Origin of the sequence: Pseudoclavibacter sp. 8L, assembly GCF_902506465.1 — a bacterium.
In the GTDB taxonomy this organism is placed as follows: Bacteria; Actinomycetota; Actinomycetes; order Actinomycetales; family Microbacteriaceae; genus Pseudoclavibacter.
Map to the genome: position 1 here is coordinate 950,936 of NZ_LR733186.1, position 12,268 is coordinate 963,203.

Consider the following 12,268-nt stretch of genomic DNA (forward strand, 5'->3'; position numbering starts at 1 on the left):
GGCCCCGAACCGCGACCGTCTTAACGGATTCCGCCAAGACGCTGGCGCGAGCATGGCGACGCTTCGTAGGCTCGCGGAGCGCTCGCTTCGCTGCCGCAGCCGGTGCCGCCGGTCCGACGATCGCGGAGCGCCTTCCACCCGCGCGACTCGGAACAGGACGGTCATGGACGACAACGAACTGCAACTTCTGCCAGGCGACTTCACGGGGCTCGAGGCCGAGCTCTCGGCCGAGGAGAAGGGACTCATCGCCAAGCTGCGCGACTACCTCGAGCGCGACGTGCGACCCGTCATCGACGAGCACTGGGAGGCCGCGACGTTCCCGACCGAGATCGTCAGGGGACTCGCCGATGCAGGCGTGATCGGCCTCGCCTTCGAGGAGACGCGCCCGTTCCCGAACTCCGCCGTCTTCCGCGGGTGGACGGCCCTCGAGCTCGCCAGGGTCGACGCCAGCGTCGCCACCTACGTGGGCGTTCAGAACGGCCTCGCTCTCGGGGCCATCGGCCTGTGCGGCTCCGACGCCCAGCGTGAGCGATGGCTTCCGGCACTCGCCTCGGGCGAGCTCATCGGAGCCTTCGGTCTGACCGAGCCGGGCTCCGGCAGCGACTCGGCCAGAGGCCTCACCACGACGGCAGAGCGAGTCGGCGATGAGTGGGTGCTGAACGGCGCGAAGCGATGGATCGGCAACGCGACGTTCGCCGACATCGTCGTCATCTGGGCCAAGGACGTCGCAGACGGCCAGGTCAAGGGCTTCGTCGTCGACACCTCGCTTCCTGGGTTCACGGCCACCAAGATCGAGCGCAAGGTGTCGCTGCGCATCGTGCAGAACGCCGACATCACACTCGATGGCGTTCGCGTCCCCGCCGACGCGAAGCTGGAGCACGCCAACTCGTTCAAGGACACCGCCACCGTGCTGCGCCAGACGCGGGCCGAGGTCGCCTGGCTCGCGACCGGCATCGCGGTCGGCGCCTACGAGGCCGCGCTCGCGTACGCGAAGGAGCGGATCCAGTTCGGCGCTCCCATCGCCGCAAGGCAGCTCATCCAAGAGCGACTCGTCGACGCGCTCGGCCTCATCACGTCCAGCATCACGCTCTGCGTGCGCATCTCGCAGCTCGGCGATGCCGACGCGCAGAAGGACGAGCACTCCGCACTCGCGAAGGCCGTCGCGACGGGCAACATGCGCAAGGTCGTCGCTCTGGCCCGCGAAGTGTGCGGCGGCAACGGCATCGTCGCCGACTACGGAGTCGGCCGGTTCTTCGCCGACGCCGAGGCCATCTACTCGTATGAGGGGACCAGGGAGATGAACACCCTCATCGTGGGCAGGTCGATCACCGGCCACGCAGCCTTCGTGTGAGCACCCCTCCTGCACGCGTCCGGGGCCCTATGCGGGGCAGAGGACCGCGGGCGTCCGCGAGTGAGCGAGAATAGGCCGGTGAGCTCCACCCGAACCCCCGCAGAATCTGCCGCGACCGAGCGCGCCCCCTGGCGCCGATTCCTCGCGCAGGTCCCAGGCAGCCCCGGGCTCACCGCATTCGCGACCTTCACGTTCTTCACCGCCTTCGCGGGCGACTTCTGGCGGAACCTGATCACCTGGTACGGCTTCGGCGCGGTCGCCGCGATCATCGTCGGCGGCTCCATCTGGCTGCTTGCCAGCAAGAAGCCCCTGCCGAAGATCATGCACCTCCCCTCGGCACTCATCGCGTTCGTCGCCTGGTGCGCGCTCTCCATCATCTGGTCGATCTACCGCCCCGAATCGCTCCTGGGATTCGGCATCCAGCTCGTGACGGCAATTGTCGCCCTCGCGCTCGCCGTGTCCCTGACGAAGCCGCAGTTCCTGCGGGCCTTCAGCGCGGCCATGCGGTGGATCCTCGGCCTCTCCCTGGCCTTCGAGGTCTTCGTCGCCCTCTTCTTCCCCGGCGGGGTGCTCCCCCTCGCGCTGCTCATCCCCGGCGAGCTCGAACGCGTGACCGGCATCCCGGGCGCAACGGCCGAGACCGTCCCCGCCGCGTTCCTCTGGAGCCAGGGCCACATCTTCGCCGGCAGCGCCATCCAGGGCATCCTCGGCAATCGCAACCTGCTCGCCATGGCCGCCCTGCTCTGCGTCATCGCGGTCGCCGTGCAGTGGTACGCGAAGCAGATGAGGCGCTGGCCCGCCGTCACGTGGATCGCCCTCGGCCTCATCGCGATCCTGCTGTGCAAGTCGGCGACCGTCTTCGTCGGCTGCGCGGTCGTGCTGCTCGCCGTCGCACTCGTCTTCATCGCGAGGCCGCTGAGCAACGCGCAGCGCTGGGGCATGTACGGGGCCGTCTTCGCGATCATGCTCATCATCGGCTGGGTCGTGCTGCAGTTCAACACGCAGCTCTTCGGCCTCATCAACCGGTCGAGCGATATGTCGGGACGCGGCGACATCTGGGCGGAGGTCGGACGACTCGGCAGCGAGCACTGGCTGACGGGCATGGGCTGGATCAGCTACTGGGCACCGTGGGTCGAGCCTTTCAAGGGGCTCCTCGTCGTCGACGGAGTCCACTTCCTGCAAGCTCACAACGCCTACCTCGACGTCTGGATGCAGACGGGTCTCATCGGCGCGTTCTTCTTCGTCGGCATCGTGCTCTCGACCCTCATCCGCACGTGGTGGCTCGCCGTCGATCGGCCGCAGACCGACGCGAGCGGCCCGCGGGACTTCCCGCCGACCGCCATGCTCGCGTTCCTCCTCATGGTGGCGCTCACCGTGCAATCGCTGACGGAGTCGAGGCTGCTCGTCGAAGGCAACTGGCTGCTGCTCTGCTACCTGGCTATCTACTCGAAGCTGCGCATCCAGGACCTCCCGGCGCTGCCGAGGCGCACCATCTCCACCAAGACCGGCCCGCTGCCCATCGTGGAGCGCAACAAGCTCGAAGGCCTCTGACGCGCCTACTCGCCCGCGGAGCGCAGCAGGTCCTCGCAGGCCAGCTCGAAGGACTTTCCGGGAGCAACCGCGAACACCTGCTCGCCAGCTGGCTCGGCGGCACACGTCGCGACCGCCTCCCGGTACTGCGCCGACCACGGGGCAACGGCGAGCCGGTCGTTCGGCACGGCGGCCCACTGCAGCACGACCGCGATTCCGACCGCGAGGAGCAGCGCAGACGCTGCCACACGTGAGGCGCGCGGCGCACGAATCCCCCACCGCTCCACGATCGACGAAGCGGCGAACGGGAAGCTCGCGAGTGCGAAGATCGCGGCGGCCGCCCCGTAGCGGATGTCGATCTGCGCGGCCAGCCAGTCGTCGCCGTCGAGACGCGCGAACTGGAAGATCGTCAACGGGTTGACCAGGAGCGTGCCCGCGAACGCGGCCGCCGAGACGAACAGCAGCGCGCCAAGAGCTCCCCGCTCCCGCCACCGCCCGAGCGCCGCCACGATGCCGACCGCGAGCGCGAAGGGGACGAGAGCCAGCAGCAGGATCCCAGTTCCGTGGCTGGCCAGGATCTCGGCATTCAGCTCGGTATCACCGCTCCAGACCGGCAGCAGGGCGGTGGCCCCCCAGCCGACGAGGATGTCAGCGACGGAGATCGCACCGTGCGGCGCGTTGAACTGGGGCCGGGGCACGAGCATCCAGGTGACGAGCTGGGGCAGAGCGCCGAGGAACGCAGCGACCAGCAGCGACCAGACCCACCGGCTCCGATCCCGAAGCAGACGGACGACCAGGATGGGGAGAGCCACGATCGCCTGCACCTCGGTCAGGAAGCAGGCCAGGACGACACCGGCCCAGAGCAGCTTCTCCGTCCGGGACACATCGCTTCGCGCGAGGAAGATCCAGACCACGAGCCACAGGCAGTAGGTGTGCAGGTTCGCGAGGTCGCCCAGCAGCTCGCGGCTGATGAGCGGCACGAGCACGGGAACGAGCGAGACCGCGATCCGCGCGGGCAGCCACGTGACGATGCCCCTCGACAGGCGGAACGTTCCCGCGCAGACGAGGGCTGTCGCGGTGAGACTCAGGAGAGAGACGGCCACCCCGAAGTTATCGAGCGGGAACAGCTCGGCGGAGAGCGCCGTGATCACCCTCGGCAGGAAATGCTGGTACCCCGCATAGGGATGGAAGAGCGTCGCGAAGCTGCCGAGCTCGACCTGCTCGCGCAGGAACGTGTCTCCGTCCTCAGCCCAGAGCACCCCGTGACCCCCAGCCGGGATGCGGAGCCAGGCGAGCGCAAGCGCTGCGACGAGGACACCAACCAGCCAGGCCGACTCACGGTGCCGCGCGAGCCGCCAGGGCTCTGCCCCGGAACCGCCACCGTGCTTGCTCATTCGTCGATGCTAGCGGCCACCGGCGCGGTACCCCGGCGAGGGAGACCGACGCGAGGGCCTCCGGCGATATGCTCGGGGCCATGCCAAGCAGCGCACCCGATACCCGAAGCTCCGCAGAACTCCTGGTCGAGATCGAGGAGCTCCGCGAACGCCTCGACGAACTCGCCCGCGAACGCGCCGAGGAGAAGGCGGAGAACGCCGAGCTCAAGGCCCGCATCCTGGCACTGCAGAACTCCCTGGACGACGCGCACTACCACCTCAACGTGCGGCCCACGACCGCACAGCGCGCTCGCAACCTCGTGCGCCGCCTCCCCTCGATCGTGCGCAGCATCCCGAGACGGATCCTCGCGGTCCCGCGTCGTCTCCTCGGTGGCCTCAAGTGAAGCTGAGCGACCTCAAGGCTCCCAAGCGACTCGGCATCTTCTTCTTCTTCGACGAGCAGGGCGTCGTCGACGACTACGTCACGACCCTCCTCGACGGCATGCAGCCGCACCTCGACCACGTCATCGTCGTCGTCAACGGCGAGCTCGACGACGCCGGGCGGGAGCTGTTCGCGGCCCGACCGGACACCGAGCTCATCGTGCGCCCGAACGAGGGCTTCGACTCCTGGGCCTACAAGACCGCCATCGACTCGATCGGCTGGCAGGGCCTCGCCGAGTACGACGAGTTCGTGATGTTCAACTTCACGATCGTCGGCCCCGTCGCCGACCTGGGTCTCATGTTCGACACGATGGACGCGAAGGACCTCGACTTCTGGGGAGTGAACGTGCACCACGCGGCGCCGTTCGACCCCTTCGGCGTGCTGGAGACCCCGACGCTGCCCGTGCACATCCAGTCGCACTTCATCGCCGTACGGCGCTCCATGTTCCTCTCCGAGCCCTTCCAGGACTACTGGGACGACCTCCCGCCGATCCCCGACTACTCGCACGCCGTCGCGAAGCACGAGGCCAAGTTCACGTGGTTCTTCGACCGACTCGGGTTCACCTGGGAGCCCTACGTCGATACGACGGACCTCGAGCCGTACACGCTCTACCCGCTCAACACGTACCCCGTGCGGCTGATCGAAGAGCGCAACTGCCCCTTCTTCAAGCGCAAGACGCTCTTCGCGGGCATCCCCTCGACGATCGAGGAGATGGCCGGTTTCAACGCGACCGGGCTCTACGAGTTCCTCGAGACCTCCGGCCGCTTCGACATGGCCCAGCTTCGCCCCCATATGCAGCGCAGCATGGACCAGTACGCGCAGTTCTCGACCCTGCATGACTGGGTCATGCTCGAGACCTCGGACGAGCCCGTGCAGGACTTCGCGGTCCTCGTGCCCGTCGGTGCGGGCTTCGAGGAGCGGCTCGAGCAGGCGCGACGAATCGCCGGCCGTTCGGCACTTGTCATCACCGGGACCCGAACGCGTCTCGAGGACGTGGACGGCCTCGTCCGGGAATCCGGCGCGACGCGCATCGAGGTGACCTCGCACTGGTCGGAAGCCGCCGGCAGGATCGACCAGGAGGTCACGATCGTGCTCGGCCCCGACGCGTTCCACCAGAGCGGCCGCCTCGCCGACCTCGTCGACGCGCGAGCCTTCGGATCCGAGACCTTCTCCCTGCCCGACCCATCGTCCGCGATCGCCGAGTTCGAGCGCTCGAGAGAGCTCGGCCTCCTCGTCGCGGCCCCGCTCCTGCACGGAGAGCACTTCGGGGAGCTCGGCCGAGAGTGGGAGGACACGACTCCGGCTTTCGAGGCAATCGCCACGATGCTGGGCATCGCGGTACCGTACTCGCGCAGGACCGCCCCGCTGCAGGGATCAGGCGGCACTGTCGTGCTCCGGACGGCGGCCGTCCGCGCATTGGGGGCTGCGGTCGCGGCTGCCCCGTACGGGAGCCTCGTCCAGCTGAGCACCCGCGATTGGCAGAAGCTCACGGCCCTGGCCGTGCAGACCGCCGGGTTCGTCCCACGCGTCGCCGTCACTCCCAAGCTCGCGAAGTACCTGCTGTCGATGACCTTCGACCTGCTCCGTCGCATCAACCGCGCGGTCGGGCCGAGCGGCGGCGCGCGCGCCTCGACGCTCGTGGCCCGGGTGCAGTCCCTGTCCTGAGAACGCGCAGAGCAGTCCCGCGCCCATGGCCCGGTTGCTCCGAGGTCAGGGGCGCAGGCTCGACCGTTCAAGCACGTCGGCGCAGGACAGGTCGAAGTATCGGATGCCGGGCGCGCTCTCGAACGTGAAGCTCGACCCCGGAGACGCCTCGCAGGCAACGACGGCCGATTCGACCTGAGCGCTCCACGGCTTCGCCATCGTCTTCGCGGAGGCGACCTCCGGCCCCTGGATGGCGATGTAGCCGAGCACGATCGTCGAGAGCACAAGCACCACCGATCGCGCGGCGATCGGGAACCTCGGGCTGAAGCGCATCACCAGCGACGAGGCGGCGAACGGCAGAGCCGCGAGCACGAACAGTGCCGCGGCCGCGCCGTAGCGGAGGTCGATCGGCACGAGGAACCACTCGGGGCCGACGAACCGGGCGTACTGGAACGACTCGTGCGGGTTCACGAGCAGCGAGCCCCCGAACGATGCCGCGGAGATGAACAGCAAGGCGCAGAGCGCGAAGCGCTGGTACGCCTTGTCGAAGATGAGCGCGGCGAGCGCAGCGAGCGCGAACGGCAGCACCGCCAGCGCGAGGATCTTCCACCCGTACTCGGCGAGCAGGATGGAGTTCGTCTCGCGGTGCCCGTTCCAGATCGGCAGCACCGCGTTCACGAGCCAGCCGACGACGACATCCGGGATGCCGATGTCGACGCCCTCCTTGATGGGGCGGGGGGTCGTGAGCCACGAGAACATCTGCGTTCCGACGCCCACGAGCGTGCCCGTCGCGATCGCGATGACGGGCAGGCTGCGGTCCCAGAACAGTCTGGCGATCACGATCGGGACGACGAGCAGCGCCTGTACCTCGGTGAGGCAGGCCACGAGCGCGACCACACCCCAGAGCACGCCCTCGGCCTTGCTTGCGGGCTTCGAGAGCGCGATCCAGGCGGCGAGCCACAGGCAGTAGGTGTGCAGGTCGGCGAAGTTGCCGATGATCTCGAGGCTCAGCAATGGCACCGCGACGGGGATGAGCGACATGAGGACCCGGCCAGGGATCCAGCGGATGATGCCCCGGGTCAGCCGGTAGGTCGCGGCCGCTGTGAGCCCGGCGAACACCACGCAGACGGTGAACACCGCACGGTTGTAGGACTCGAGGGGCACCCACTCGACGACCGCCGCGCTGAAGAGGCGAGGAAGGAAGTGCTGATATCCGGCGTACGGGTGCAGCAGCGTCGCGAGCGTTCCGCGCTCGATCTGCTCCTTGAGGAAGATGACGCCGTCCTCCGCCCAGACGACATCGTGGTCCGGGAGGGGGATCCGAAGCCACGTCCAGACGGTGACCACGACGAAGACCGTGACGACCCAGACCCAGTCTCGTCGCATCCAGTCAGGGAGCCGAGAAGCAGGAGGAGTCGTCTCGACCACGCTGGCTGTCGTTCTCGTCATGCGTCTCCTCTTTTGCGAGCGGCCGCGCGTCCTGCGCCGCCTCGTCCACCGCAGCAAACATCATGGCACGGAACGTGTGCCGCCCTGGCTGGCCTCGGAGTGCGGCTGTCGTGCTCCGTTAGAGTGGGGGCCTTGTCGAAAGGAACGTCATGACAGAACGCCAACGGGTGCTGGTGACCGGCGCTGGGGGATACATCGGGCGCCACGTCGTGAACGCGCTGCTCGCCGAAGATGCCGACGTGGTCGCCGTCGTCCGGCCCGGCGGTGCCGCCAAGGTGAACCCAGATGCGAGCATCGTGGAGCTCGACCTGCTGAGCAGCGACGCCGACTACTCGAGCATCCTCGACCCGGCTCCCGCCGCCGTCATCCACCTGGCGTGGGAGGCGGGCTTCGCCCACAACTCCCCCGTGCACATGCTCAAGCTCTCCGAGCACTTCAGATTCCTGAACGCCGCCGCCGAGGCAGGCGTCAAGCGCCTCGCAGTGCTCGGCACGATGCACGAGGTCGGCAGGCACGAGGGTGCGATCACCGCCGAGACGCCCACGAACCCGCTGTCGCTCTACGGCATCGCGAAGGACGCCCTCCGAAAGTCGTCGTTCCTCGCGTTCGACGAGAAGGTCACGCTGCAGTGGCTGCGCGCCTACTACATCTACGGGGACGACCGGAACAACCAGTCGATCTTCACGAAGCTCCTCGAGGCCGCGGATGCTGGCAAGGCGGAGTTCCCCTTCACCTCGGGCAAGGCGAAGTTCGACTTCATCCACGTCGAGGAGCTCGGCAGGCAGATCGCCGCCGTCGCTCTGCAGGACGAGCTCCGGGGCGTCGTTAACGTCGGATCAGGGGTGCCCGTGTCGCTCGGCGAGCACGTCGAGCGATTCATCGCCGACAACCACCTCGAGATCGCGTTGAAGTACGGCGCCTTCCCCGACCGCCCGTACGACTCGAAAGAGGTCTACGGAGACGCGACCGCGATCCAGTCCTTCATGGCGGCACGCGCAGGCTCGTGATCCCTCGCGGCTGAACGCTCACGCCTGAGGAGAAGGGGCACGGTGTCGATCACTCGACACCGTGCCCCTTCTTCGTGCTCGGAGGCTCAGCGCCCGAGCACCGACTTCGCCGCACGTCGCGCCTTGCGCTCGAGCTTGACCGACGGCATCCGCTCGACCGTCTGCAGCTGCTGACGGACGCCGGTCAGCTCGGCGCCGAGCCTCGCGGCCTGCGCCCGGGCGTCCGCCGCACTGTGCTCGGCGGCCGCGGTGCGGTCCTCGCGGAGCTGGAGCTCGAAGAGCTTCGTCTGCGCCTCGGCCTCGCGCTGTCCGAGCTCGTTGTAGCCGGCTCGCAGGCCGGCCAGGTCGAGCTCGCGCTGGTAGAGCGTCGAGTTGCGCTCGTCGACCTCCTCGCGGAGCAGGCGCACCTCCTCGTGCGCGACATCGTCGTACTTCTGGAACAGCGCAGCGCGTTCGCGGAGGCGCAGCAGCTGCTCATCCGAGTAGACCTCGTCGTGGTCGTCGTCGAGCACCACGGCGAGCTGCGCGGGCACGACAGCGGTGTCGCCGATGGCGCGGAGGGCGTCGATGATCGAGGTGTCCTCCACGTAGCCGCCTCCGGCGAGCTCCGAGGTCGTCGGCATGCGCAGCGCGAAGAAGTCCTCGAGCACGCCTGCCTTGTAGCGACGCCAGTCGCGCATCCCGTGGTGGTTCGCGCTGGGGCGCAGCCCGGGGTTCGCCTCGAAGCCGAGCGCCATCGCCACGGTCTTCCGCTCGAACTGGGACCACGAGCGCCACGGCACGTGCAGCACCTCGAGCTCGAAGCCTCGAGGAACATCGCCCTGCTGCTCGAGCGAGACGAAGTGGTTGCCGTGCGCGACCTCCACGTCCGCCGAGCCGATGTGGATGGCGTTCGGTGTCGGGTGAGCGAACACCCCTGCACGGTTCAGCTCCTCGATGGGGCGCTCGTCTCGGAAGAGGAGACGAGCGAGTCCACTGCCCTCGCGGCCGAACGAACCGACCATGTTGACGACGGGAACTCGGAAGGTCGTGAGCTCGAGGCCGTAGTGCTCGAGCGCCTGCCGGACGGTCAGCGAGCGGTCTCGTGCGAAGACGAACTCGTCGGCGTCGCCGTTGATGATCCAGTCCGCACCGTGCTCGGCGGCAGCTGCGCGCGCCATGCGCGTCACGACCTGGGCCTGCTGCTTCTTGTGCTCGGGGTCGTGCAGGAGCGTCAGGACCCCCTTGGCCTCGTACTCCTCGAGGATCTCGCGAGTTCCATCGACCGACGCGTTGTCGGTGACGATGAGGTGGTCGATGCCCTGAGCGAGCGAGTGCTCCACGACGGCCGCGATGATGTCGGCCTCGTCGCGAACCATCATGGTCATGACGATTTTCATGGGCCAAGGCTACCCCGCTGTAGCATGGGGGATCGGCTGGCGCCCACGGGCGCCCGGCCCCGACAGACTCCAGCCGGGGTCGCGGTGAGCAGAGCAAAGGACGCCCGTCACATGCGTCGAGTGGTATTTTTCCTCGTCTACGACAAGCAGGGTCACGTCGGCGGCTACGTCGAGCACTGCCTCCGCGAGCTGCGTGCCCACGCCGAGCACATCTTCGTCGTCTCGAATTCCCCCCTGACCACCGACTCGCGTCAGCGGCTCGAAGCCGTGGCCGACACCGTGTGGGAGCGCGAGAACGTCGGCTACGACGTCTGGGCGTACCGAGACGCGCTTCGCGAGTTCGGCTCAGACCGGCTGCGCGACTACGACGAGCTCGTGCTCGCCAACTACACCTTCTACGGCCCTATCGGCTCGTTCGCACCGCTGCTCGAGGACGCCGACGCGAAGACCGTCGATTTCTGGGGCATCACCGACCACGCCGCCGTCGTCCCGAACCCCATCACCATGACGGGGGTCATGCACCGCCACATCCAGTCGCACTGGATCGGCGTGCGCCGCAGCATGTTCACGTCAGAGGCGTGGCGCTCGTACTGGGATGACATGCCGCGCATCGACTCCTACGACGACTCCGTCATGCTCCACGAGGCCCGCTTCACGCACTACTTCGAGTCGGCGGGCATGACGTCGTGGGTGGCGTACCCCTCCGCGCGCTACGGCGACCAGCACCCCATCTTCAACCTCGCCGACGTCCTCATCGCCGACGGCTGCCCCATCGTCAAGCGACGCTTCTTCTTCCACGACCCCATCTACCTGGATGAGCTCGCCATCATCGGCAAGCGCGTGCTCGAGCAGCTCGAGGAGAAGAAGTACCCGCTCGACCTGCTCTGGCAGGACATCGGCACGACCGCCAAGCCGCGCATCCTGAACACCAACGCGGCGCTGCTCGAGATCATGCCAGACGTCGACCTCGGTGGCGCCGACCCGAGCGCCCTCAACGTCGTCGTCATCGCCCACGTCTTCTACGAGGAGATGATCGATGAGATCGTCGAGCTCGCCGAGACGATCCCCGGTGGCTACGACCTCGTCGTGACGACGGCGAATTCCGACAAGCAGAAGGCCATTCAGGAGCGACTCGTCGAGCTCGGTCGCCCGAACGACGACGTGCGCATCGTGGGCTCCAACCGCGGCCGCGACATCTCGGCGTTCCTGCTCACCTGCAAGGACGTCCTCGAGTCCGGGCGCTACGACATCGTCGTGAAGCTGCACTCGAAGAAGAGCCCCCAGAACGGCTTCAACTCGGGGCGCCACTTCAAGGAGCACCTGTTCCAGAACCTCCTGAACTCGCCCGGCTACACGACGAACCTGCTGCGTCTGTTCGTCGACCACCCGACGCTCGGCATGGTCTTCCCGCCCATGATCCACATGGGCTTCCCGACGCTCGGGCGCGCCTGGTTCGCGAACCTCGAGCCCGCGAAGGAACTGGCCGCGAAGCTCGGGATGCGCGTGGAGTTCGACGAGACGAGCCCGTTGGCTCCCCTCGGGTCGATGTTCATCGCCCGGCCCGAGTCGCTGCGTCCGCTTGTGCAGGCCGGGTTCACCTGGGAAGACTTCCCCGACGAGGGCCAGTACGCGGATGGGGGCCTCCCCCACGTCCTGGAGCGACTGCTCGGCTACTCCGCGATCAGCGAGGGCTTCCACATCCGCACCGTGCTGACCACCCACAACGCGGCCATCTCGCACACGCTCCTCGAGTACAAGGTGCAGGAGATCACGGCCGGCCTGCCCGGGCTGTTCCGCGAGCAGGTCGAGCTCGTCCGCCGCTACATCGCGTCGCAGGCCGAGTCGCCGCTCGGACGCGCGAAGGGCCTCGTGCTGAGTCGCACCCCCGGAATCGCGAATGCCCTGCGCCCCATGTACAGCCGGTCGCGGGCCGCCTACCGCAACTTCCGAGCCGGACGCTGACCCCCATAGCCCCGCACACGCGGCCCGCCAGAGCCGCGCCGCCAGGCTCCGAGGCGGCCTGGAACCCTGGTGTTAGTCTTGGGCGGCCCCTCCGTGGGGCCAGCGTCACAAGGTGTGCGGAGGACAATGTC

9 protein-coding genes are annotated in these 12,268 nt (G+C 68.0%); 6 read left to right on the forward strand and 3 right to left on the reverse strand.

Annotation, left to right across the window (positions count from 1 at the left end):
- Nucleotides 1-163: 163 nt before the first annotated feature.
- Nucleotides 164-1,351, forward strand: coding sequence for an acyl-CoA dehydrogenase family protein (locus GV007_RS11220; protein WP_160072611.1), 1,188 nt, complete (start codon nt 164-166; stop codon nt 1,349-1,351).
- A gap of 78 nt (nt 1,352-1,429) precedes the next feature.
- Entirely contained in the window at nt 1,430-2,902 is a 1,473-nt protein-coding gene (locus tag GV007_RS11225; RefSeq protein WP_160072613.1) for an O-antigen ligase family protein, read from the forward strand.
- Between the two features lie 5 nt (nt 2,903-2,907).
- On the opposite strand, the gene GV007_RS11230 is transcribed toward GV007_RS11225, so the two are convergent.
- Nucleotides 2,908-4,275, reverse strand: a complete 1,368-nt coding sequence (locus GV007_RS11230) for a hypothetical protein (protein ID WP_160072615.1) — start codon at nt 4,273-4,275, stop codon at nt 2,908-2,910.
- Nucleotides 4,276-4,355: 80 nt separating this feature from the next.
- Between GV007_RS11230 and GV007_RS11235 the strand changes: the two genes are divergently transcribed.
- Entirely contained in the window at nt 4,356-4,658 is a 303-nt protein-coding gene (locus GV007_RS11235) for an iron-sulfur cluster co-chaperone HscB C-terminal domain-containing protein (protein ID WP_160072617.1), read from the forward strand.
- Nucleotides 4,655-6,361: a rhamnan synthesis F family protein gene (locus GV007_RS11240; RefSeq protein ID WP_160072619.1), complete on the forward strand. Its 1,707-nt coding sequence runs from the start codon at nt 4,655-4,657 to the stop codon at nt 6,359-6,361. Before GV007_RS11235 ends, GV007_RS11240 begins: the two co-directional genes overlap by 4 nt.
- Before the next feature lie 45 nt (nt 6,362-6,406).
- Here GV007_RS11240 and GV007_RS11245 read toward each other — a convergent pair whose 3' ends face one another.
- The gene (locus tag GV007_RS11245) at nt 6,407-7,789 is read right to left on the reverse strand and encodes a hypothetical protein (protein WP_160072621.1); all 1,383 of its coding nucleotides are present in this window, start codon (nt 7,787-7,789) and stop codon (nt 6,407-6,409) included.
- 149 nt (nt 7,790-7,938) lie between these two features.
- On the opposite strand from GV007_RS11245, the gene GV007_RS11250 reads away from it, so the two are divergent.
- A complete protein-coding gene (locus GV007_RS11250; RefSeq protein ID WP_160072623.1) occupies nt 7,939-8,796 on the forward strand; it encodes an NAD-dependent epimerase/dehydratase family protein in 858 nt (285 codons plus the stop codon).
- Nucleotides 8,797-8,882: 86 nt separating this feature from the next.
- On the opposite strand, the gene GV007_RS11255 is transcribed toward GV007_RS11250, so the two are convergent.
- On the reverse strand, nt 8,883-10,175 hold the full coding sequence (locus tag GV007_RS11255) for a glycosyltransferase family 2 protein (RefSeq protein ID WP_201297668.1): 1,293 nt from the start codon (nt 10,173-10,175) through the stop codon (nt 8,883-8,885).
- 120 nt (nt 10,176-10,295) lie between these two features.
- On the opposite strand from GV007_RS11255, the gene GV007_RS11260 reads away from it, so the two are divergent.
- Nucleotides 10,296-12,137, forward strand: a complete 1,842-nt coding sequence (locus GV007_RS11260) for a rhamnan synthesis F family protein (RefSeq protein ID WP_201297670.1) — start codon at nt 10,296-10,298, stop codon at nt 12,135-12,137.
- Nucleotides 12,138-12,268: the final 131 nt, after the last annotated feature.